Origin of the sequence: Paludisphaera soli (genome assembly GCF_011064595.1) — a bacterium.
Lineage (GTDB): Bacteria > Planctomycetota > Planctomycetia > Isosphaerales > Isosphaeraceae > Paludisphaera > Paludisphaera soli.
Window position 1 is genome coordinate 22,651 of record NZ_JAALJI010000010.1, and the last position, 23,754, is coordinate 46,404.

The 23,754-nt window shown below is 70.8% G+C and carries 15 protein-coding genes; 10 read left to right on the forward strand and 5 right to left on the reverse strand.

Annotated features, from left to right (window positions below):
• Window positions 1-210: 210 nt before the first annotated feature.
• The 3 genes from G6O68_RS14525 to G6O68_RS14535 all read left to right on the forward strand — a co-directional run bounded on the left by G6O68_RS14525 (window position 211) and on the right by G6O68_RS14535 (window position 5,078).
• Window positions 211-2,268, forward strand: coding sequence for a hypothetical protein (locus G6O68_RS14525; protein WP_165248967.1), 2,058 nt, complete (start codon window positions 211-213; stop codon window positions 2,266-2,268).
• 103 nt (window positions 2,269-2,371) lie between these two features.
• A complete protein-coding gene (locus G6O68_RS14530; RefSeq protein WP_165248969.1) occupies window positions 2,372-3,316 on the forward strand; it encodes a YybH family protein in 945 nt (314 codons plus the stop codon).
• Window positions 3,317-3,323: 7 nt separating this feature from the next.
• Entirely contained in the window at window positions 3,324-5,078 is a 1,755-nt protein-coding gene (locus tag G6O68_RS14535) for a tetratricopeptide repeat protein (protein ID WP_165248971.1), read from the forward strand.
• Window positions 5,079-5,103: 25 nt separating this feature from the next.
• On the opposite strand, the gene G6O68_RS14540 is transcribed toward G6O68_RS14535, so the two are convergent.
• Complete coding sequence (locus G6O68_RS14540) at window positions 5,104-7,077, reverse strand: hypothetical protein (protein WP_165248989.1); 1,974 nt, start codon at window positions 7,075-7,077, stop codon at window positions 5,104-5,106.
• Window positions 7,078-7,266: 189 nt separating this feature from the next.
• Between G6O68_RS14540 and G6O68_RS14545 the strand changes: the two genes are divergently transcribed.
• The 6 genes from G6O68_RS14545 to G6O68_RS14570 all read left to right on the forward strand — a co-directional run bounded on the left by G6O68_RS14545 (window position 7,267) and on the right by G6O68_RS14570 (window position 16,116).
• Window positions 7,267-8,589: an esterase/lipase family protein gene (locus tag G6O68_RS14545; RefSeq protein ID WP_165248991.1), complete on the forward strand. Its 1,323-nt coding sequence runs from the start codon at window positions 7,267-7,269 to the stop codon at window positions 8,587-8,589.
• 117 nt (window positions 8,590-8,706) lie between these two features.
• Entirely contained in the window at window positions 8,707-10,263 is a 1,557-nt protein-coding gene (locus G6O68_RS14550) for a peptide MFS transporter (RefSeq protein WP_165248993.1), read from the forward strand.
• Window positions 10,264-10,294: 31 nt separating this feature from the next.
• Window positions 10,295-12,328: a S9 family peptidase gene (locus G6O68_RS14555; RefSeq protein ID WP_240911190.1), complete on the forward strand. Its 2,034-nt coding sequence runs from the start codon at window positions 10,295-10,297 to the stop codon at window positions 12,326-12,328.
• Between the two features lie 61 nt (window positions 12,329-12,389).
• Window positions 12,390-13,169, forward strand: coding sequence for an ABC transporter ATP-binding protein (locus tag G6O68_RS14560; RefSeq protein WP_165248995.1), 780 nt, complete (start codon window positions 12,390-12,392; stop codon window positions 13,167-13,169).
• Entirely contained in the window at window positions 13,166-14,359 is a 1,194-nt protein-coding gene (locus tag G6O68_RS14565) for a hypothetical protein (RefSeq protein WP_165248997.1), read from the forward strand. Before G6O68_RS14560 ends, G6O68_RS14565 begins: the two co-directional genes overlap by 4 nt.
• 104 nt (window positions 14,360-14,463) lie before the next feature.
• Window positions 14,464-16,116, forward strand: a complete 1,653-nt coding sequence (locus tag G6O68_RS14570) for a formate--tetrahydrofolate ligase (protein WP_165248999.1) — start codon at window positions 14,464-14,466, stop codon at window positions 16,114-16,116.
• A 17-nt stretch (window positions 16,117-16,133) separates the two neighbouring features.
• Here the strand turns inward: G6O68_RS14570 and G6O68_RS14575 are convergent, their stop codons facing one another.
• The 4 genes from G6O68_RS14575 to G6O68_RS14590 all read right to left on the reverse strand — a co-directional run bounded on the left by G6O68_RS14575 (window position 16,134) and on the right by G6O68_RS14590 (window position 23,118).
• Window positions 16,134-17,882 carry a carboxypeptidase regulatory-like domain-containing protein gene (locus G6O68_RS14575; protein ID WP_165249001.1) on the reverse strand — a complete coding sequence of 583 codons (1,749 nt, stop codon included), beginning with the start codon at window positions 17,880-17,882 and terminating at the stop codon, window positions 16,134-16,136.
• 256 nt (window positions 17,883-18,138) lie between these two features.
• Entirely contained in the window at window positions 18,139-18,969 is an 831-nt protein-coding gene (locus tag G6O68_RS14580) for a SirB1 family protein (RefSeq protein ID WP_165249003.1), read from the reverse strand.
• A gap of 28 nt (window positions 18,970-18,997) precedes the next feature.
• Window positions 18,998-19,954 carry a DMT family transporter gene (locus G6O68_RS14585; RefSeq protein ID WP_165249005.1) on the reverse strand — a complete coding sequence of 319 codons (957 nt, stop codon included), beginning with the start codon at window positions 19,952-19,954 and terminating at the stop codon, window positions 18,998-19,000.
• 86 nt (window positions 19,955-20,040) lie between these two features.
• Window positions 20,041-23,118, reverse strand: coding sequence for a HEAT repeat domain-containing protein (locus G6O68_RS14590; RefSeq protein ID WP_165249007.1), 3,078 nt, complete (start codon window positions 23,116-23,118; stop codon window positions 20,041-20,043).
• Between the two features lie 208 nt (window positions 23,119-23,326).
• Between G6O68_RS14590 and G6O68_RS14595 the strand changes: the two genes are divergently transcribed.
• Window positions 23,327-23,701, forward strand: a complete 375-nt coding sequence (locus G6O68_RS14595; RefSeq protein WP_165249009.1) for a hypothetical protein — start codon at window positions 23,327-23,329, stop codon at window positions 23,699-23,701.
• Window positions 23,702-23,754 lie beyond the last annotated feature (53 nt).

Below are 23,754 nucleotides of genomic sequence, written 5' to 3' on the forward strand. Positions count from 1 at the left end.
AAACATAAGGTCCATTATCGGACGCAGGCCCGGAGATCGAAAGGTCGACCCTGACGACGCCGTCCCCTCTCCCGATCGACCGGCTTGAGGGGCCGCGATGAGAGGACCCGAACAACCCGACCGGCCGATTGCTCCGGGGCGCGGGTCGGGATACGATCCGGCGCTCCCTCCGCGATCCTCTACGACGCGCAACTGCGAGGCGACCCCACCATGAAACTCCCCACGGCGACCCTCATCTGGCTGGCCCTCGCGGTCCCCCTCGCGGCGGCCGAGCCTCCCGCGATCCAGGCGACGCTTCAGGTCGAAACGCCGCATCCGTGGCGGCCGCCGTTCCACCTCGATCGCGTCGGCCGGCCCATCACGGTCGTCGTCGAGACAGACCAGCCCCAGCCTCCCGGTCGGCTCGAACTGGCCGAGGTCCACGACGGTCGCGAGACCGGCCGCCGCGTCGTCGTCCTCCCGACTCAGGCACCGTTCCGAGCCCGCCTGGAGCTAAACGCCGGGACGACTGCCGCAATCCTCCTAGCCGACCGGACCGTCGAGGTCGCCCGCATGGCCGTCGCACGCCCCGAGATCGAGGCCGAGGTCGTCGCGCGCCCCGAGACGGTCGTCAATCCCGTAGACCTGGGGACCATCCTCCCGCCGGCCGACTGGCTCCTGCTCGGCCCCGGCCAACCGGCCGTCGTCGAGGTCGCCGCAATCCTTCGGGGTCGTGACGAGCCCGAGGCCCGCATCGAAGCCTGGTTCACCTCCGGCACCGATCGGTCCACTTCACCCCTCGCCCTGATCGGCGGGCGTCGGGTTACGGGGCGCGTGAACCTTCCCAATCCCACGACCTCGTCCGACCGCGAAACCCTGCACGTCGCCCTGCGGACCAGTGACGGCACCCAACTCTGGAGTCGCGAGATCCCCGTCATGCTCGTCCGCGAAGTGCCCGCCCGGCCGAAGTTCGGGGCCTACGAGACGAAGCTGCGGTACGACGCCCCGATCTCGGTGCGCGACCCTGTGACCGGGGCTTTCACCTCGCTCGACTATGCGAAGGGCTGGGACCCCGCCCTCAAGGACGTCGTCGTCGCCTTCCCGAACGGCGCCCGGTTCGTCTTCTGGCGGGGGTCGAGCTACATCCCCTTCTGGGCCGGGCGCTTCAACTCCGGGGCCTGCTATGAGTGGGCCGAGGTGATGACCCGCCAGCCGGAGGCGGTCGACTGCGTGGAACCGCTCATGGACAAGGAGCTGCGCTACGGTCGGGTGGAGATCCTGGAATCGACCCCGGCCCGGGTCCGCGTGCGCTGGACGTATCAGTCGACCGACCTGAACTACAAGGTCTGGGGGGATCAGGCCGTCGAGGAATACACCTTTTACCCCGACGGCTTCGGCACCCGCGTGGTCGACCTCAAGACGGATGCGGCGACCGAGTACGAACTCTGCGAGTTGATCCTGCTGACGCCCCAGGGCGCCTACCCCTTCGACGTGCTGCCGGAGAACCTGGTCGACGCGATCGCGCTGGATGGTGACAGGCGCTCCTACCGTTTCCCGATCCGCGGCGAGGCCGATCAGCCCACTGGGGGCGAGCCACCGGCGATCTATCGGCTGCGATTGAACCGCAACGAGGAGCAGGCGGCGATCTGCTTCAACCCCGGCGATCGGGCCTTCCCGCCGGTCGTCTTCGGGCCGTTCGAGGACCAGGGGCAGACGGTCACCCCCTGCTACTGGGGAAGTCACTGGCCGCTGGCGCGAGGAAACGCCACGGGGTCGAAGATCGACGACCGGATCGCGATCAGCCCCTGCCACAACAGCGTGATGAGCTGGGCCGCGGCTCGTCCCGAGCCGATCGCTGAGGGTCGGGGCATGGCGATCGACGCGGCCGGCAAGGCCCGGCCGATGGTGCATCGACGTTGGGCCTGGCTGGTCGGCATGACCGACGCGGACGACGCGCGGCTCGTCCAGTGGGCTCGCAGCTACGCCCGACCGCCCTCGCTGACTGCCAAGGGGGCCCAGGTCGCGTTCCAGGGCTGGTCGGCCGAGCGTCGCAGCATCGCGCTCACGGCCGACGGCCCGACGATTGAGATCGCCGTCCGGCCCGAGACCCCCTGGGTGAATCCGGTCTTCGAGCTGGCCGCCGCGCCGGAGGGCGTCCCGACCGTCTCGCTCGACGGCGTCCCGCTGGCCTCGGAGGCGTTCGCCTGGGACGGTCGTACGCTCTGGATCGACGCCACCCTCGCCGCGCCGGCGACGATCCGAGCGGAGTTCGCCGCCCCGAAGCGGTGAAAAGGACTGAATCGCATCCTAGGTTATCAGGAGGCCGCGCCGGGCCGATGAGGCCCGGCCGGCTCCGGCGGAGGACGGCTGGCCCCATTCCGGAGGATGTACCGTGGCGTGGTTGAGCGCAGTGCGTGGGCTCGTTCTGGCGACGACGCCCCTGATCGGGGTCCTGACGGCCGGCCCGGAAGCCGCGGCCCAGCCCGCGTCCGGGCCGCCGATCGGGGAGGCGGAGATCCGGGCGTTCGACGACTCCTACGTCCGCCTGTTCGACGGCGGGGACGCCAAGGGGCTGGCCTCCCTGTTCACCGAGGACGCCGAGGTCTTCGAGGCCGACGGCGCCCGCTATCGGGGGCGCGACCTGATCGAGCGAAGCTTCGCGGAGTCGATGGCCGCCCAGAAGGGGGCCAGGCTTTCCCTGGAGATCGAGTCGATCCGGCTCCTGACCCCGGACGTCGCCAAGGAGGAGGGCCGCTCCGTGACGACCCTCGCGTCGGGCGCCGTGGACACGCGCTACTACACCGCCCTCCTGGTGAAGCGAGAGGGCGGGTGGCTGCTCGCCAGCGTGCGGGAGGAGGCCGACGAGCGGGTCCGGCCGCACGACCGGCTGAAGGAGCTGGAGTGGATGCTCGGCGAGTGGGTTGACTCGGGGACGGAGTCCGAGACCCGGGTCGACTGCCGGTGGTCGCCCGACGGCAACTTCCTGATCCGCGAATTCACCGCCAGACGCCTCGGCAAGCCCGTGCTGAACGTGACCCAGCGCGTGGGCTGGGATCCCGTCGCCGGGGAGTTCCGATCCTGGGAATTCGACTCCGAGGGGGGCTTCGGCGAGGGTCGATGGAGCCGCGACGGCGACCGCTGGGTCGTCAAGCAGACCGGGACGCGGCCCGAGGGGGTGAACGCCTCGTCGACCCGCGTCCTGGAGCGGATTCGCTCCGATCAGGTGCGTTGGAGCCTCCTCGATCGGGTGATCGCCGGCGCGGCGATCCCGGGCGAGGAGACGTCGCTGCTCACCCGCATCCCGCCGGCCCCGAACACCCCCAAAACCCGGAAGTGAGGTCGCGATGAACCGCAAGAGAACGAGCATCGCTTTCGTGATCCTGCTGGCGACCGTCGGGAGCGCGGTCGCCTATGGCCGAGGCTTCGGCGGGGGCGGCGGATTCCGGGGCGGCGGGGGCGGAGGCTTCCGCGGGGGCGGCGGGTACGGGGGCGGAGGCTTCCGCGGCGGGTACGGCGGTGGGGGCGGATATCGGGGAGGCTATGGCGGCTTCGAGGGCTACCGCGGGGGCTATGGTGGATCCTCGTTCGGGAGGACTCCGTCGTTCAGCTCGTCGGGGACGTTCGACCGCGCCGGGGGCGAGTTCCGGGGCTACAACCCCTACTCAGGCGTTCGCTCCGAGGGCGGCTTTGCGGCCGGTTCGTACACGGGATCTCGGGGCGGCAGCGTCGACTACGCCGGCGCTGGGAGGGCCGCCTCGGGCCCGTTCGGCGGCGAGGCGGCGCGGGGCGAGGGCGCCGTCCGGGTGACGACGCCGGGGGGCCGGACCTTCACCGACGCCGGCCGAGCCGGCGCGGCCGTCGGGCCGGGCGGGAACGCCGTGGCGGGTCGATCGAACTTCGCGGCGGCTTCCGGCCCGCGCGGCACCGCCGTCGAGGGCTCGCGCAGCTTCGCCGCGGCCGGCGCCGGCGGGTATCGCGGCTACGGCGCGGCGGGTTATCGCGGCTACGGCGCATCGGCCTTTCGACCGTACGGCTACAACGCGTACGGGGCCTATCACAACGGCTGGGTCCACGGCTACTGGTGCGGCCACAACGACGCCGCCTGGGGATGGGGGGGTGCCTGGGGGTTCGCCACGGGCGTCGGACTGGGCTGGGGCCTCGCGAATTGGGGCTTCGGCTCGTCCCTCTACGACATGGGCTACAGTGCCTACGTCAATCCGTACTACGCCGCGAACCTCGTCGATCCCGGGGCCGTCGCCTACGACTACGCCCAGCCGATCGACACGGCCCTCCCGCCGGTCGCGGACGACGTCGCGAGCCAGGGCGTTTCGAGCTTCGACGCCGCGCGGGCGTCGTTCCTGGCGGGGAACTACGACCAGGCCCTGCAGCAGGCCGACGCCGCCCTGAAGCAGACGCCCAACGACACCGCCCTGCACGAGTTCCGGGCGCTCTGCCTGTTCGCCCTCGGCCGCTACGACGAGGCGGCCGGCGTGCTCTACGCCGTGCTCTCCGTCGGGCCCGGATGGGACTGGGCCACGATGATCGGCCTGTACCCGGACGCCGCGACCTACACCGCCCAGCTCCGGGCGCTGGAGGCCGCCGAACAGGCCGACCCGCAGTCGGCCTCCGATCGGTTCGTGCTGGCGTACCACTACCTGACGCAGGGCCACAACGAGGCGGCCGTCACGGTGCTGAAGCGGCTGGTGGCGTTGAAGCCGGACGACGCGCTCTCGGCGAAGCTGCTGGCGAAGCTGGCCCCCCCCGCCGCGCCGGCCGTGAATTCCCCCGCCCCCGTCGCGACGCCCTCGCAACCCCCGGCGGGTGCCGAGCTGGCGGGGAGTTGGACGGCCCAGCCTCGCGCCGGAGACTCCATCAACCTGACGGTCCAGCCGGACGGCAAGTTCACCTGGACCGCAACCCAGGCGGGCCGGTCCAGGACGTTCGGCGGCTCGTCGACCTACGGCGGCGGCCTCCTGACGCTGGCCCAGGATCAGGGCCCGGCGCTGGTCGGCCGGGTGGACTGGACCGACGCCGACCACATGACGTTCCGGATCGCCGGCGGCGGCCCCGAGGACCCCGGGCTCGCCTTCTCCCGGTGAGCCGAGGTCCCCGCGCCGGCGGTCGTCATTCGTCCGGCGACAGATAACCGTGGTGGACCCCCAGCCAGTAGCCCAGGGTCCAGGCGACGCCGTCGTCCTCGCGACGGCCGTCGCTCCCCCAGTCGGCCCGCCAGGGGTTGGCGTTCCAGCGAGCCTGGGTGCGCTCGGCCGGCGAGAGCACGCGGTCCAGCTCGACGTTGATCCGCCGCAGGCCGGGCTCGTGCTTGAGCCGGACGTCGTGGCGATGGGCGTTCTTCGTCGTCCACGCGATCAGGTCCCAGGGCCAGTCCTGGAGCGTCTCGCGCGCGTCCTCCACGTCGCAGCGGCGGCCGGTGGTCGCGCCGTAGACGAAGTTGTAGAGCGGGCTCCGCTCGGCCCGGATCGACTGCTCGCCCTCGATCGGCTCCCACGTCCGGGCGATGCTCTGCGTCAGGATCCGACGCTTGGCCGGGTCCTTCTCCAGCATCAAGAGCGGGTAGTACGACAGGTAGAGCAATTCGTCGTCCGAGTGGTTGATGTCGGCCCAGCGGCCCCCGTCGTAGCGACGCATGAGCAGGCTGTTGAGCAGGTAATGGTGGTCCTTGATCAGCTTGTCGGCCGCCTCGGCGTACTTGGCGTCGCCGGTGATGTGCTCGGCGACCTTCAGGAACATCAGGATCTCGATCGAGTTGAGCGCCCGCAGGTCGTAGTAGAGCGGATGTTTGTTGATGAGGGCGGGCGTCCAGACGCCCCATCGCGTCTTGCGGCCGGTGTGGTCGACCAGCGTGTAGTCGTTCTTGAGGATCCAGTCGGTCACGCGGCGGACGACCCCGGCGATCTCGGCCTTCTCGGCGTCGTCGGCGACCAGGTCGTGGTACAGGTACCAGGCGAAGTAGTGGCCGTCCAGCTCGTCGCTGCTGGTGTCCCCCTTGCACCAGAGGCCGGGGGTGGTGGGCGAGCGATACCAGACCTTGGCCGTCTCGCCGATCGCGTGGACCTTGGCCTCGGTGCTGTAGCCCTGCACGCCGGCGGCGATCTCCTCGTCGGTCACCACCGCGCGGGCGGGGAACCCGGGGATGCCGGAGAGCCGCTCCAGGTCCAGGAGCGCGTTCATCGACTTCCGGCCCGCCTCGCGGGCGGCGGGGTCCTTGGTCGCACCGTAGCGGAGGGCCTGGGCGGCGACGTACATCGCGGTCCAGAGGCCGTCGTTGTCGCTGACGTCGAAGATCACCTCGCCGTCCACGTCGCCCGGCGTCTTGAGGTCGATCCCGGCGATGTAACCCCGGCGGTCGTGGCGGGCCCGAAGGATGCGCTCGTAGTGCGCGGCCTTGTCGGCGAGGGTCGTGGGGACGTCCTCGATGCACGCGACGCCGGTCTTGGTCTCCAGCCAGGCCCGTCCCTCGTCGTCGGTCCAGACGGCCTCGACGGCGTTGTCGGGGAGCCAGCGTCGGCCCCAGAAGTAGCGGAAGACGCCGTCGCGGAGCCGCCAGGCCCCCTCGGGGGTGCCGGCCCAGACGTCGCCGTTGGCGGCGAGGTGGAGGCAGTCCACGTCCTCGTAAGGCACGCCGTCGTGCCGGCCGAGCTTCTGCCACCACTGCTCGCCGTCGGACAGGAAGATTCCCCGGTCGGTGCCGATCCAGATCTGGCCCAGCGGGTCGGCGACCAGCGTCTTGAGCTTGGTGTTCCAGTGGACCTCGCCCTGGCCGGGCTCGGGATGGTGCGGGCCCACGTCGAGGCGCTCGTAGCCCTCCGCCGTCGAGCGGAACGGCCCGTCGTCGGTCAGGACCCAGACGCGGCCGTTCGCGGCCTTCGCGGAGGCCAGGACGGTCACCCCCTCGGGGAGCTTCGATCGGTCGACCTCGTCGAAGGACGGGACGGGGCGCGCGACCCCCTCGGGCAAGGCCTCGCCCTTGGCGTACTTCCGTGCGACGAGTTGGGGATAGGTCGCCGCATCGGCGAGGCCTGGCGCAAGGGCCAGCAAGAGCCCGGCGAGCGCCGGGGCGAAGGTGTTCCTGAGCATCAAAGCCTGGGCTCCCGTGGAGTGGAAGGATCGCGGGAAGGAAGGCAGAGAGGGGGCCGACGTCGCCGCCAGGCTCGTATGCTAAGGCCCTGGAAGGATGGATGCAACGGCCTGATCGACTTGAAGCCCGCCGTCGCCTTCGTCATGCTTGGCGATTATCCCCGAGGGCCCGAAGGACGCGACCCGATCATGAGACAGCCTCGACGCCCCGCCGATCCGAGGACGCTCCTCCCCTGGGCCTGGATGCTCCTGACGCTGCTCGGCGCGTCCGGGAAGTCCGACCGCCGCGTCGAGGTGGCCGTCGACTCCCAGGGGGGCGTGGCCGTCTCGCGCGTCGTGCACGCGCTGGCGGAGGCGACCGGCCAGGACGTGAGGCCCCCCGCCGCCGACCTGACCCTCCCCGTGCGGGGCCTGGCCGGGGCCCTGGGCCGGAACCTGCTGCGGGAATGCCTGGGCGACTCCGTGGAGATCGACTTCACCCGCGACGCCGTCGTCCTGCTCCTGCCCGAATCGCTCGGTCGCGACGGCTCGCGCGCGGCCTGGAGGGAGCGGCTGGAGTCGCTCGCCATCCGTACCGAGGAGGCCGCCGGCCGTCGCGCCCGCCACGCCATGCGGGCCCGCGCCTCGTATCGCCCCAACGACCCCTCGCGGCCGACGGTCTGCCTGGTCCACGGGCTCAACTCGTCGTCGGGCGGGTTCGTGCACATGATCCCGCTGCTGGAGGAGGCCGGATACGGGATCGTGACCTTCGACTACCCGGACAATCAGAAGCTCGACGATTCGTGCGAGGAGTTCCGGGCCGACTGGAAGGCGTTTCGCGAGGCGGCCGGCGAGCGTCGGGCCTGGTCCGTCCTGACCCACTCGATGGGGGCCCTGGTGGCCCGGGCCTATATTGAAGGGCCGGGTCGGGGGGCGGGGGACGTGGACTCGTTCATCATGATCGCGCCGGTGAACCAGGGGGCCCACATCGCCCGGCTCCAGCCGGTGCTCCAGATGATCTCGCGGATGTCGGCGGTCAAGGGCAAGCGGACGACGCAGGCGCTAGCCGAGCTTTCGGAGGGCCCCGGCCTCTCGGCCGACGACATGCTCCCCGGCAGCGCGTTCCTGAAACGAATCAACGCCGAGCCCTCCAACGAAGCGGTCCCGTACCACATCATCGCAGGCAACCTGGGCGTCTTGACGGCCGAAGCTCGCAAGCGGTTCGAGGACCAGGTTACGCTCCTGAGCCGCAACGCGGGCCCGTTCGCCGTGCTGACGCAGGCCGCCGTGGGCGAGGTCGCGCCGATCCTCGACGAGCTGACCGACGGCACGGGCGACGGCGCCGTCACGGTGGCCTCGACCCGCCTGCCGGGCGTCCCCGAGCCGGTCGTCCTGGCGGCGAACCACGCCGAGCTGATCCGCGCCCCCCTGCTCTTCGCCGACCCCGGACCGGTCGTCAGCATGCCCTGGATCCTCCGCTGGCTGAAGGAAGACCACGGCGGAGCGCCCGCCCCGGCTCCGAGGGGCGACTGACGCGGTTCCGGTCGACCGTCTTGGGTTCGCGGGCGGCTTCGTTTAATCTGGTCGGGCCCAGGGAGAGGCCGCGTCGCGCACGGCCGTCCGCATCACCTCCGCGCCGAGGAACCGCCCATGTCGCTGACCGTGGACCCCGCCCCGCTCGCCCCGGTACCCCCGCCGAAGGCCGAGTCCCACCCCCCCGGCCTGTACGCCCTCTTCACCACCGAGATGTGGGAGCGGTTCAGCTACTACGGCATGCGGGCGCTTCTGGTCCTGTACCTGACCAAAGCCCTCGGCTACAACCGCGCCGACGCCCTGAGCGTCTACGCGATCTACACGGGGCTCGTCTATCTGACGCCGCTGATCGGCGGCCGGTTGGCGGACCTCTACCTGGGCCAGCGCAAGGCGGTCTTCATCGGCGGCATCCTGATGGCGCTCGGCCAGTTCACCCTGATGCGGCCCGAGACGCTCCACCTGGGCCTCGGCCTGATGATCGTAGGCAACGGCTTCTTCAAGCCGAACATCTCGGTCATGGTGGGCTCGCTCTACCCCCAGGGCGACGCCCGCCGCGACGGTGCCTACACGCTCTTCTACATGGGCATCAACCTGGGCGCCTTCCTGTCCCCCCTGGTCGCCGGCACGCTCGGCGAGCGTTGGGGCTGGGGATACGGGTTCGCCAGCGCGGGGATCGGAATGATCCTGGGCCTGCTGACGTTCATCGTCACCCAGCGGATGCTCCAGGGGGCGGGCCTGCCGCCGGGACGGGAAGTCGTCGCCGACGCCACGCTCCAGCCGCGCGACTGGGCCGGGATCGTGCTGATCTCGGCCGCCCTCGCGGCGCTCGTCTACGGCCTGATCGCCGCGTGGCCTTCGCTCCAGCCGCTCTGGTCGCCGGCGTGGCTGGCCACGTCGGGCGAGGGGGACCTGCTCAAGTCGACCCTCGGCTTCCTGTACAAGGGGGGCCTGATCGTCGGCGGGCTCGTCCTGTTCCTCTGGCTGACCGAGCCGAGGGCGAAGGCCGAGGAGGCCGAGCTTCGCGAGCCGTTCACCTTCGAGGACTGGCAGCGAGTCGGCGTGATCGTGATCATCAGCCTCTTCTCGATCCTCTTCTGGATGGGCTTCGAGCAGTCCGGCGGCACGCTCAACCTGTTCGCCGACGAGAAGACGGATCGCCACATCTTCGGCTATGACGTCCCGGCCTCGCTCTTCCAGTCGATCAACCCGGTCTTCATCATCGCGCTCGCGCCGCTGTTCGCCATGCTCTGGACGAACCTCGCCGAACGGAAGTTCCCGCTGCCTTCGGTGGCGAAGCAGGGGCTCGGGCTGGTTCTGCTGAGCCTGGGTTTCGCGGTGATGTACTTCGCCGAGCAGAACTCCAAGCTCGGGCTAATCTCGCCGCTCTGGCTGGTGTCGGTCTACCTGATCTTCACGGTCGCCGAGCTGTTCATCTCGCCGATCGGGCTGTCGCTGGTGAACAAGCTGTCGCACCCGCGGATCGCCTCGCTGATGATGGCCTTCTGGTTCCTCTGCACGGCCGCGGCGAACTTCCTCGCCGGCATCATGGAGAACCTGATCGAGCCGTATCACATCAACCTCTGGGTCTTCCTCGGTGCCATGGCGCTGATCCCCGGCCTGCTGATGCTGGCCCTCACGCCGGTCCTGGTGAAGATGTCGCACGGGCGGGTCTGATCGACGTTCGAGCAACGGGAGGAATCGCATCGTGACACGCTGGATGACGGGAGCGCTCGTGGCCCTATCGCTCGCCACACCGACCTCGGGGGCCGACAAGCGGCCCATCAACATCGACGACCTGCTGGCCGTGAAGTCGGTCGGCGATCCCCAGATTTCGCCCGACGGCGCGTCGGTAGTCTACGTCGTCTCGGAGCTGGACAAGGACGTTGGCAAGACCAACAGCAGCCTCTGGCTCGTGCCGACGGACGGCGGCGAGCCGAAGAAGCTGACCTCCGCCCCCGGGGCGAACAACCATCCGCGCTGGAGCCCGGACGGGAAGACCATCGCGTTCGTGTCGTCGCGCGGCGGCTCGTCGCAGGTCTGGCTCCTGCCGATCGACGGCGGCGAGGCCCGGCAGCTCACGAAGCTCCCCATCGACGTCGACGGCCCGATCTGGTCGCCGAAGGGGGACAGGATCGCCTTCGCGGCCCAGGTCTACCCGGGCAAGTCGCCCGAGGAGACGGCCGCGAAGGACAAGGAGAAGGAGGAGTCCAAGAGCAAGGTCCGGACCTATGACCACCTGATGGTCCGACACTGGAACGCCTGGGACGAGGGGAAGAAGAGCCACCTGTTCGTCGCCGACGCCAAGACCGGCGAGGCCGTCGACCTCACGCCCAAGCTGGAGGCGAACACCCCCCCCGCCCCGTTCGGCGGCTCGAACGACTACGCCTGGTCGCCCGACGGCGAGACCCTCGCCTTCACGGCCGAGCCGCTGAAGGATCACGCCTGGTCGACGAACACCGACGTCTGGCTCGTCCCGGCCAAGGGCGGAGAGGCGAAGAACCTCACCGAGTCGAACCCCGCGGCCGACGCCTCGCCGGCGTTCTCGCCGGACGGCAAGCACCTGGCGTTCATCGCGCAGGGCAGGCCTGGCTTCGAGTCGGACCTATGGGTCCTCCGCGTCCGCAATCTCGAATCCGGCGAGACGCTCGACGCCAGTTCCTACCTTGATCGGCCGATCCAGGGGTTCGGATGGAAGTCTGCGACCGAGCTGATCGCCTCGATCGACGACAACGGGACCGTCCCGATCGTCGTGCTGCCGATCTCGGCCAAGCCCGCGAAGCTCGATCGGTTGGCCGAAGGGGGCGTGAACGCCTCCGCGTCGGTCGGGCGGCCCGAGGGCGCGTCTTTCGCCTACATCCATCACGAGGCCGACAAGCCCGGCGAAGTCTACTTCAAGAAGGGTGACGCCCAGCCCAGGCAACTCACCTCGCACAACGCCCCCCTGCTCTCCCAGCTCGACCTGGCTCCGATGGAGTCGTTCACCTTCAAGGGCGCCGAGGGGGACGACGTCCAGGGCTGGCTGATGAAGCCGCCGGGGTTCGACCCGAACAAGAAGTACCCGGTGCTCTTCCTGATCCACGGCGGGCCCCAGGGGGCGTGGCACGACGAGTGGCACGGCCGCTGGAACTACCCGCTGTTCGCCGCGCCGGGGTACGCGCTGGTGGCGATCAACCCGCGCGGGTCGACGGGCTTCGGCCAGAAGTTCACCGACCAGATCAGCCTCGACTGGACGGGCAAGGTCTACGAGGACCTCATGAAGGGCCTCGACCACGCCCTGGGCAAGTACGCATTCCTCGATAAAGACAAGGTCGCGGCGGCCGGCGGCTCCTACGGCGGGTTCATGGTCAACTGGATCTGCGGCCACACCGACCGCTTCAAGGCCCTGATCAGCCACGCGGGGGTCTTCGATCTGGTGAGCATGTACGGCTCGACCGAGGAGCTGTGGTTCCCCGACTGGGAGTACGGCGGGCCCCCCTGGGAGAAGCTCCAGCACTACCTGGACCGCTCCCCCAGCCTCTTCGCCGGCAATTTCAAGACGCCCACCCTGGTCATCCACGGCGCGCTCGACTTCCGCGTCCCCGACGTCCAGGGGCTGGGCATGTTCACCAGCCTCCAGCGAGTCGGCGTCCCCAGCCGCTACGTCTGGTTCCCCGACGAGGGCCACTGGATCGCCAAGCCCACCAACCGCATCGTCTGGTGGCGTGAGGTCCACGACTGGCTCGCCAAGTACCTGAAGTGACGGCGCGGGGGGAGGTTCCCGTCGGGCCTCCCCACCCCTCCGCCCCGTTGAGGAGTCCCGGGTGATCGAGCTGCGCGACGTGACCCAGCACTACGGCGTGCGGCCGGTGATCCGCTCCGTCAGCCTGCGCATCGAACGCGGGGAGCTGGCGGTGATTCTCGGGCCCAACGGCATGGGGAAGTCCACGCTCCTCGGCGTCATGGCCGGCGTGCTGTCGCCCCAGCGCGGCAGCGTCCACGTCGACGGGATGCTCCGCAAGGGGGACCCGGACGAGGAGATGGCGATCCGCCGCCGCTGCGTCTACCTCCCCGACGACCTCTGGATGCCCACAAAGCTGACCGGCCGCGAATACCTGCTGGCCGTCGGCCGGCTCTATCAGGTCGACCCCGAGCGCGTGATCGAGCACGCGGACCAGCTCCTGGACCTCTTCGACCTCAAGGAGAAGGGGAACAGCCCGATCTCGGGCTACTCGGCGGGCCAGAATAAGAAGATCGGCCTCTGCTCGGCCCTGATCACCGAGGCCCCGATCCTGCTGCTGGACGAGCCCTTCTCCGGCGGCCTCGACCCGGCTGGCCTGCTGACGCTCAGGAAGGTCTTCCAGCACCACGCCCGTCGCAAGAACCTGACCATCGTGATGACGAGCCCCGTCCCCGAGCTGGTCGAGGAGATCGCGACCCGCATCATCATCCTCCAGGACGGCCAAATCCTCGCCCAGGGCTCGCTCGACGACCTCCAGCGCCTGACCCAGTGCCGCGGCTCGCTGGGCGACGTCCTCGAACGCCTGATCTTCCCCGAGACGACCCGGAAGCTCGCCGAGTACTTCGAGGACTTCCCGCGATGAGGGCCCCGCTCCGCCTCGTCGCACCCTGGCCGATCCTGATCCCGACAGGCGTTTTGTTTATCGCGTTCGCCGGGCTCTTCCACCTCGGGCAAGCATGGGACGACCCGCGGGCCAGGACCTTCGCCGGCTTCATCCTGATCGCCGCGGCATTGCTGGGTCTCTATCGAGCCTGGGCCTTCCACCCCGAGTATCGGTCCGGTTACGCCAGATGGCTGGCTACGACGCCCTGGGACGTCTCCCGCCCGCTGCCGTTCGGCCCCATCGACCTCGACTGGCCCGACGCCCTGCCGCTGGGGGGGCTGATCCTGGCCTACGCGTTCGTCCCCGGCCACGAGTCGGCGAGGGTGCTCGGGGTCTTCCTGGCCGCCCATTGCCTGGCCCTGATCCCCGCCGTCTGGCGGGCCGCGAAACACGTCCCGGCCTACGCGACATTGTTCGGGCTGGGGTTGATGGTGCGGCTGTGGCCCCACGCCTGGGCCTTCGCGGGGACCGGGGTGGTGGTATACCTCATCGTCTACGACGGCCTTCGGATCGCTCTACGCGACTTCCCGCGTGGTTCGAAGGCCGAGAACCTCGCCGCCGGCCGCGGGGCCTTCGACCCCGCGAAGGCCCGCTGCGGCTGGCCCTACGACCGACTTCTCAAGGATCCCGAGAAGGTCCCCGAGGGAGTTCGCGAGCCAGCCGACGATCCCGGCGTCCGACCGGCCGCATGGGTCCTTCCCTCCCGGAGCAGTCCGTCGCAGTCGCTCCTCGACGACCTCATGGCGTCCCTCCTCCTCGGCTGGTGGCTCTCCTGTCTCGGGTCGAACATGGATCGCCTCGAGTTCGGGAGCCTTCTGGTCACCTTGACGGTCTCCACGCCGCTCATCGCCGTCCTGATCCGCCTCGCCGTCTACGGGCTGGGGTATGCCTCGCCCATGAGCGTCTGGGGACGCATCCGAACCGGGCTCTGGGTCATCCCCGGCTACGACGTCATGTTCGTGGGCTTGGCGCTGATCATCGTCGCGCCGGTCGTGGTTGTGGCGGCGGGCCGGGCCTGGGGCGTCCCCTGGAGCATCACGGGCTCGATCGCGCCGGCCGCAACCCTATTCGTGGCGCTGGCGACGCCGCCGGGCCTGCGGCGGTGGCGGCTGGTGGGTCGCCACCGGATGACCCGGAGGGGCGAGGAGACGACGGGCGACTTCTCCTGAAGACAGGCCCAAACCCGGCCGCGAGGATTCGCGGCTTGCCGACGCGGCCCCCGATCTGGCAAGATTTCGGTGCCCCGCGACCCTTGATGAAGGACCCGAAGACGATGCCCGGAACGACTCCCGCCGGATTGCGCCCGATCACCGACGTGGCCCGCGACCTCGACATCGCGCCCGACCACCTGGAGCCCTACGGGCGCGACAAGGCGAAGGTCCACCTGGACGTCCTGAAGTCCTCGGGCCGCAAGCCGGGCAAGCTGATCCTGGTCTCGGCGATCACGCCGACGCCCGCCGGGGAGGGGAAGACGACGACGTCGATCGGCCTGGCGCAGGGGATGCACCGGATCGGCAAGCGGGCCGCGCTGGCGCTCCGGCAGCCGTCGATGGGGCCGGTCTTCGGCCGCAAGGGGGGGGCGACCGGCGGCGGTCTCAGCAAGGTCGAGCCGTCGAACAAGATCAACCTCCAGTTCACCGGCGACTTCCACGCCATCACCGCCGCGCACAACCTGCTGGCGGCCGCCCTCGACAACCGGCTCTACTTCCGCGACCTCGACCTCGACCCCACCCGCATCCTCTGGAAGCGGGCGCTCGACATGAACGACCGCTCGCTGCGGCGGATCGTCATCGGCCTAGGGGGCCATTCCCAGGGCGTCCCGCGCGAGAGCGGGTTCGACATCACCGCGGCCAGCGAGATCATGGCGATCCTCAGCCTCTCGGAGTCGCTCGCCGACCTCCGCGACCGGATGGATCGCATCCTCGTCGGCTATGCGAGCGACGGCTCCGCCGTGCTGGCGAAGCAGCTCGGCGTGACGGGCTCGATGACGGCGATCCTCAAGGAGGCCATCCTCCCGAACCTCGTGCAGACCACGGAGTCCACCCCCGCGTTCATCCACGGCGGGCCGTTCGCGAACATCGCCCATGGCTGCAACTCGGTCCTCGCCACCCGAATGGCCCTGGCGACCGCGGATTACGCCGTGACCGAGGCCGGCTTCGCCTTCGACCTCGGCGGCGAGAAGTTCCTGGACCTCAAGTGCCGGTCGGCCGGGCTGAACCCTGCGGTCATCGTGCTGGTCGCGACGATCCGGGCCCTCAAGATGCACGGCGGCGTCCCCCTCACCGACATCACCCAGCCCGACGCGGCGGCCGTCGAGCGCGGGCTGGTCAATCTCGCGGCGCACCTGGACGCGGCCGAGCATTTCGGCAAGCCGGTCGTCGTGGCGATCAATCAGTTCGGGACCGACACCGAGGAGGAGATGGGGGTCGTCCAGGCCTTCTGCCAGGGGCGGAACATCCCCTGCTCCGCCGCCAACGTCTTCGGCGCCGGCGGCGCGGGGGCGGTCGACCTGGCCGAGAAGGTCGTCGCCGCGGCGGCCTATCCCGAGACGCCGTACAAGCCCCTCTATCCGCTGGACTGGCCGGCCGAGAAGAAGATTGAGCAGATCGCCAAGGTCGTCTACGGCGCGGGGGGCGTGAACATCCAGCAGACGGCCGAGACCAAGCTCCGCAAGGCCGAGAAGCTCGGCTACGGCCGGCTGCCGATCTGCATGGCCAAGACCCAGGACTCGCTCTCGGACGATCCCAAGCTCCGGGGCCGCCCCCAGGGCTTCACGCTTCACGTCCGGGACATCGAGATCGCCGCCGGCGCGGGGTTCCTCGTGGCGTTGACCGGCGAGATCCGACGCATGCCGGGCCTGCCGCTCCGCCCCGCCGCCGAGCGGATCGACGTCGACGCCGACGGCGAGATCATCAACCTGACCTGACCCCCGCCCGGACCGCCTCAGCGGGTGGTGCGGCCGATGGGCTGGCGGCGGGCGTACCCCTTGCCGCCCTCCAGGTTCTCGGCGATCGCGCGGTCGATCCGGGCGAGCGTCGCCTCGGTGGCCCCCTGCTCGCGTCGCAGGACGTTGCCCTCGCGGTCCAGCAGGATCAGGGTCGGGAAGAACTGGAGCTGGAACGCCTCGAAGATCGGGCATTCCTCCTGGAAGCCCCGGACCAGCACCGGGTAGTTGATCTTGAGGGCCTCGGCGACCTCCTTGAGCTTGGCGTTCCGCTCCGGCCCGTCGGTCTTCTCGTAGGCGAGGCTGACGACCTGGAGCTTCTTGCCCCCGAGCCGAGCCTGAAGCTCCTTCAGGTGTTCGATCGAGGTGCGGCACTCGACGCACCAGGTCCCCCAGAAATCGAGCAAAATCAGGTCGGCGTCGAAGTCGCGGATCGAGACCAGCTTGCCGTCCATGTCGTACAGGGCGAAGTCGACCATCCGGTTCTCGACCGGGTCGAACTCGCAGTAGGGCCCCGTCCGCTCCTCGGGCGCCGGCGCGGCCGGCTTCGCGGCGGCCGGCGAGCGGGCCGCGAGCAGAGCGGGCCCGGCGGATCGACTCACGGCCGGGGCCAGCTTCGGCTTCGCCGCGGCGAGGGCGGGCGTCGCCTCCGTCGCGACGGTCGCCTTGGCCTTCGCCAGCGATTCGTCGATCGGGATGGCGTCGTTCTGCGAGACCACGTCGGACCAGGTCGGGCGCGAGCGTTCCAGGGTGGTCGGGGCAGGCCGTCGCGACGGCCGCTCTTCGGCGGCGGGCTCCGACGCCGGCTCGGGCTCGGCGAAGGGGTCGGCCTCGTCGAGGATCACCGGGCCGTAACGGCTCCGGGTCCGGCCCCCTTCAATCAGGCCGTCGGGGAGGCTCCGGGGGGCCGACCCTCCGCCCATCTCCTCGTCGTCCCGGGCGCTGACCTGGCTGATCTCGCGCGCCGGGGGGAGCGGATTCTCGCCGTCGTCGAGGTCGTCGGGCGGGTAGGCCGGCTCTTCGTCCTGCACGGGGTCGCTCGGGCGCGGCCGGGTAGTCCCCTCGGACGACCAGCCCCGCACCGGCTCCTCGAAATCCTCCTCGGGAGCGGTGTCGAGCCGGGGGCGGACCGACCTGGACCGGCTGGCGCGAGGGGCCGCGATCTTGGGATCGAGATCCGAATCGTCCGCTTCCCGTTCGTCCGCCCGCGAGATCGGCTTGACGTCGGCCCGCTTGGGCGCCGCCGCGATCGCCCGCGAGTCGTCGCCCATCCCGGCGTCGCGGCGGTGGAGGCTGATGCGGACGTCGGTGTCGGGGGCGTCAGCGTCGGCCCGGCCGGTCATCATCCCCTGCTCGCCCTGGTACTCGGCGATCACCGTGTACGAGGAGCCCGGGCGCACGCCTCGCAGCGTGAAAGCGCCGGAGTTGTCGGTCGTGGCGTGCACCGCCTTTCCCCCCGCCGCGCCGTCGAGGGCCAACCGGACCACGGCGTTGCGCACCGGGTTGCCTTCCTCGTCGTACACGCGGCCGGAGAGACGGCCGGTGGAGGATCGCGGCGAGGGGGGCGCGTTGGACGCGACCCGATCCTCGCCCGGCAGCCCGGCGACGACGGAGACCGACCTGTCCCCCACGGTGGCCGTGGTCTTGACGTCGGAGGGGGTGACGGCGCGGAAGCCGCCGGTCTGCGAACATCCAGCGAGACCCGATCCCAGCAGGAGCAGGCCTAGCATTCCTGGGGGGATGCGCATGATAGGGAGCCCTCCTCCTGGGCGGATCGGCATGGCGGCTCGGGCGGGCTAGGGCTCGCCCGTCGCGATCGTGCTGACCGGTCGGGAAGCCGTCCCGCCTCGCCGCCGTCGCTCAATAGGTGCATCTCTCGGCGCGTTCACCCTCGGCGCTTGGCCGAAAGGTCTTTTCCTCGTTTCGGCCCCCCGCAGCCCAGGACTTTAGAGGATTCCGGGATTTTGTCGAGGACAAGCCGGGACGGGCTCGCCTCGGTTCCGGTCAGTTCCAGCGGGCGACGGCGGACCTCGCACCCGAGAGCAGAGCCCCGACCTCCTCGGCGTCTTCCGGCTTGGGGCGGGCCTTGAGGTAGGCGGTCAGGGGGTCGATGGCCTGGCCGGGCTCGTCGAGCCTCAGGCACAACATCCCCAGGTCGCGCAGTTCGGTCGCGTCGTCGGAGACGGCCGCCAGCCGGCGCTGGACGAGGAGGGCGGACGGGAAGTCGTCCTCGCCGAGATGGATCGCCTTGAGGTTCCGGAGCAGCCGGGCCGCCACCGCCGCATCCGAGCAGGGCGCGAGCTGGGCGTCGGACAAGGGCGTCAGCAGGCCGGTCAGCTTCGCGATCCGACGTTGGCAACCGGCCCGGTCCAGCAGCTCGCCGCCGTGGAAGGCGTCGAGGAACGCGGGCTCGCCGTCGTCCAGCCTGAGCATGAAGTGGGCCGGCAGGTTGGCCGGGGAGAGTTCCAGGCCAAGCCGTCCCGCGATCGCCCGATACAGGATGGAGAGGGTGATCGGGATGCCGGTCCTGCGATCGAGCACGTCGTCCAGGTAGCTGTTGCGGGCCTCGAAATAGTCCTCGACGTTCCCCTTGTAGCCCTCCTCGACGAACAGCACCCAGTTGATCTGGCCGATCAGCTTCCGCGCCGGCGCGCCTTCGCGGATGCGGACGCGGACCCGATCGGCGAGGGCGTCGATTCGCCCGAGCTGGGCTTCCACGTCCAGGCCGGGCCGGAAGTCTCGGGCGATCTCCAGGGCGACGCGCGCCAGGTCCGCGCCGGCCTCGCCGCGGACGACGCGTTCGAACTCCGGGCTCGTCGGATAAGAAGCTCGCATACCTTCCCTCCCCTTCCCCTCGCTTCGCTCAGGTCGTCACACGCGGCTTGGGGACGACGTCCGCCGCGATCGGCCGGGGCGGCGTCGGCGCGGCTTCCGGCTCGGGCCGAGGTCGTCGCGCGGCCCGAGTCGTGACCCAGGCCGTCGGCCCCAGGACCATGACGAAGCCCACAAGGCTCGGCAAGGTCAATTGCCGACCGTGCAGGGCGACGTCGAACACCAGGCCGAACACGACCTGCGTCAGGCTCAGCACGGCGATCTTGGCCGGCGGCCCGGAAGCGTACGCCTTGGTCAGCAAGACCTGGCCGAGTGTCCCGGAAAGCCCCACGCCCAGCAGCAGGGCCATCGCCCCTGGCTCTCGCGGGATGTCGGCCGAGGTCAGCGGGTGGGCGAACATCAGCCACAGGCCCAGCGAGAGGCTGGCGAGCCCCGAGAAATGGGCGACGACCGCGCGGGCGTCGACGGCCTTCAGCCGGTGCAGCCCCAGCATGGCGACGGCCGTGGTGACCGAGGCCACCAGCGCGATCGCCACCGCGCCGACGTCGCCCTTCTCCGCCCCGTGCGGCTGCTGGATCATGACGACGCCGAGCACCCCGCAGACCACGCACGCCAGGTCCGTCAGTCGCCCCCCCCGCCCGCGATGCAGAAACGAGGTCAGGACGATCCAGAGCGGGTAGGTGTTGGTCAGGGTCAGGACGTCGGCCGTCGGCAGCCGGGTGAGCGCGTAGAAGGTGCACGCCACGCTGATCGTCCCGGCGATGCTGCGCCACCAGAGCGTGGGGGGCTTCCAGAGGACGAGCCTCGCCCCGCCGGCGATCGCCAGCATCAAGGAGAACACGAAGGTGCTGAAGATCCGGATGAACGCGATCAGCAACCAGTCGCAGCGCGAGCCGACGGCGTGAGTCATCGACCCCATCGTCGCGAAGCACAACGCCGCCGAGATCATCCACGCCGCCGGGAGCAGGCTGTTCGTACGCTGACTCATCGAAATCCAAAGGGAGGCCGGGCGCTCCGAGTTCTTTAAACGACTTCCATTTTAGCAGGGCTCCCTCGCCTTGTGACGGCCAATGATCAGCGCGACGAGGCACGCGAGATCGAGACCGCGAACCGCCACGCGGCGGCACCCGGACGGCCGATCGCCACCAGTCGATTCGGGCCCTTGACGAGTGGGACGGCCACATAGTCTCTCGCGTCCTGGGGGTCGGGGCCCGAGAGCTCGACGGGCGATCCGTTCAGGAAGACCTCGATCGGGCCGTCGGCCTCGACGACCACGATCGCGCGGCGAGTCTCGTCCGAGGCGAACTCGGCGAAGGCCGCCGCCGAGGCGCCGGCGGCGGTCGGGGAAGCCGCGGCATCCCCCCTCAGCGGGGCCAGGTCGACCACGCCGTCCTCGGCCTCGGTCGCACGGGTCCATCGGACGGCGGCCCCGCCCGCCCCGGGGTAGGATCGCGAGACGTCGACGGCCCCTTCGCGCGTCATCAGCACGGGGGGCTGGGGTCCCAGCGGGCCAAGGACGCTCCAGCCGCGGACCGGTTCGAGCCGGGCGAGCACCCGTTCGAGCGCCAGCTTCACGCCGTCCGAGCGTCCCTCGTCGGCCAGGAGCCGCCGAAGCTCGGGCTCGACCCGGTCGCGGATCGCCAGCAAGGCGCGGACGGCCCCGAGTCGCAGCGACGGGTCCGGGTCGTCGGCCGCCGCGACGTAGACCGACAGGGCCCGCGGGTCGGGGATCGCGCACAACGCGTTCAGGACGGCCGCGCGGTCGCCGTCCTGGACCAGATGGGCCTTCTCCAGCAGCCTCGGGACGGCTTCCCGGAGCTGGAGCGGGCCGGCGGCCAGGAACGCGGCGCGTCGGACGTCGGCGTCCTCGTCGTCGAGCCTCGCCAGGACCACGTCCTTCACGTCGGGCGGCAGCGGACGCGAGGGATTCAGGCTCATCACCGCCGCCGCCCGCACCAGCGGCGAGGCGTGGTGGAGGAAGCCCGTCAGGTCGTTCGGCGGCAGGAAGCCGTCGCGAGCCAGCGCGGGGAGGGCCTTCGCCACGAGCGTCTCGGGGGCGTCCTCCTCGTAGAGCACCGTCAGCCGGGCGCGGACCACGTCGCGTCCCTTGAGCTTGTTCAGCGAATCGAGGGCCGCAGAGCGCACCGCCTCGGGCCGCTTCGGATCGACCACGATCGGCAGGAGCAGCCGGGTGGACGTCGCGTCGTTGAGGGCCCCCAGCGCCTCCACGAGCGCGGCCTGGGCGTCGACGTCGGTCTCCGTCGGCAAAGCCGCGCGGAGCATCGGGGCGGCCGGAGCCCCGACCGACTGGAGCCCGAACACCGCTTGATAGCGGACCGAGGCGTCGGCGTCCTTGAGCCCGATCTCAAGCCCTCGCAGGACGGCGGCCATCCCCTCGGGATCCCAGGCTTCGGTCTTGCCGGACGAGCCGGCTCCCTCGGGGTAGCGGCGGTACTGGGCGGCCAGGCACGAGAGAATGCGGCCGCGCACGACGGGCTCGGGCGTCTTCCCCAGGGCCGCGACGAGAGACTCGACCAGCGGGACCGACCAGGATTCATCGGCGAGCAGCAGGGCGGCCTCGCGGCGCGAGGGGTCGAGGAGGGCCGCCGCGAGGGCCTCGCGGTCGTCGTACTTCAGATCGATGAGCGCCCGGCGGATCGACCAGGCGGCGAAGCGGTCGGCGTCGCCGAGGCTCGCCAGCAGGGCCGGGGCGGCCGACCGGTCGCCGATCCTCCCCAGCGCGATCGCGGCCTCGCGACGGACGGCGGGGTCGCGGTTGGCGAGGAGCTTCGTCAGGGCCGCCCCTGCCCGTCCGTCCTTCCGGATCCCCGCGCTCCGGGCCGCCTGGAGCCGGACCTGCGGATTCCCGTCGCCAAGCTGCTCGCGAATCGCCGCGCGCGCCGAGTCGCCGCCGATCGCATCCAAAGCCCATAAGGCGTGCAGCCGTCCGATCGCCGGCTCTTCGACGCCCAGCCTCGCGATCAGCGGGGGGACCGCGGCTTGCCCGCTCGCGATCAGCCGATCCTGCGATCCCAGGCGGACCGAGCGGCTCGGGTGATCCAGGGCCCCGACGGCCGACGTGACCAGGTCTCCCGTCGGCCGAGCCGAGGCCGGCCTGAGGCCGTAGCCGACATAAGCCAGTCGGTACACCCGCGCCGCCCTCCCGCCGGCCTCGTCGACGATCCAGAAGCCGTCGCCAGCCGACGCGATCGCGCGGGGATGGAAGTCGGCGAGCGTCCCGCGCGTCAGGAGGTTCGTCCTTCGGGCCAGCGCGAAGCCGCCGCCGGCCTTGCGAAGCTCGTTGCGGAAGACGGCCTGGGCGTCGGGCTCGCAGGTGACCAGATTGCCCCGATATTCGTCGGGCAAGCGGTCTTCCTCATAAACCACCCCCTGCCCCGCCGACCGACCTTCCAGCTTCGCGATCGCCGGCAGGGCGCGAAACTCGGCCGCGACGAAATGGCGCGGGTAGCCGTAACGCCCCCCCGCGACGTGCTGCATCAGGCGCAGGCCCCAGCGCGGGTCGTCGGAGGTGCTGAGGGTGAAGAGGTCGTCGGTCGCGGAAATCGCCAGGCCGGCGGGCCGCGCGTCGCCCATGGAGAGGATCTGCAGGTCCTTGCCGTCGGGACGTATTCGGAGGACTCCTCCCCCCTGCCCCGAGGCCCCGGCGAGCCGCAAGTCCTCGACGGCGAGGTAGAGGAATCCGTCCATCCCTCGGCGGATCGCGCCGGACTCCCGGCCCGACGTCGGTGCGCCCAGGCCGCCGACGAGGTCCCGGCGGGCCTCGGCGCGGCCGTCGCCGTCGGCGTCGCGGATCGCGGAGAGCAGCGGCGGGTGGAAGACCAGGAGCGAGTCGCCGACCCGCTCCATTCCGGCGACGGGGTTGAGCCCGTCCGCGAACGGGACGGTCCCGGAGTCGGTGAGGGCGAGGAGGGAGCCGGCCTCCGTCGCCTCGCCGATCGACCGCCCCCCCACGAGCACGCGTCCGTCCGGACCGACCGCCAGGCACGAAGGCGCGAAGCCTTCGGGCGTCCGCCCGGCAAGCTCGACGGCCCAGCCCTCCGCGGCGGCGGGCATCGGTGGCGGCTCGTCGGCGAAGGCCGAGGCCGAGACGAGGGCCGAAATCAAGACCGCGAACCCGACCGGCTTGCTCATCGCGACCGCCCTTCCTGGATGGGGCCGCCCGGGACGAGGGTCGATCGCTCTGGCGAGAGTCGGCCTCGTCGATCAGAATAGGCGGACCGGATCGCGGCGGATGTTACCGCGTTTCCGCAATCGCCTCAACGCAAAGAAGCAAGCCCGGGCGGGTGGCGCGAGGTCGTCGCGAACCGCCTCGGAGCCCGGTCCGACGAGGAGCCCCCCCGTGTCTTCGAGCCCCGCCATCGCCGCGACGTCTCGCGACGGCGCCGTCGCGCCCGCCCGCCGCTTCCAGAACCCGAGCTACCCGGAGCGCACCCACTTCCCCGAACGGCCCGCGCTTGAGGCCAAGCTCAAGTCCTGCGACGAGAAGCTGGGGGCGGTCCGACGCAAGCTGGCCTTGCTGTCGAACCACGCCAGGCGGGCCGAGTATGAGAAGGTCTTCCACCAGCTCCAGGGCGCCCGCGACCAGCTTGCCGACTCGTCCTACCGCATGCCGCGCGAGGCGGGCGGCCTCTATCACGAGGATCGCGAGCGGCTGGAGGCGGCCGAGCGCTCCTTCGCATGGCTCCTCCGCCGCTGGGAGACGATCGTCTCCTGATCGCAAGCGGCGTCCCCCCCGCCCGGCGCGACCGGCGCGGGGGGGACTTTCGT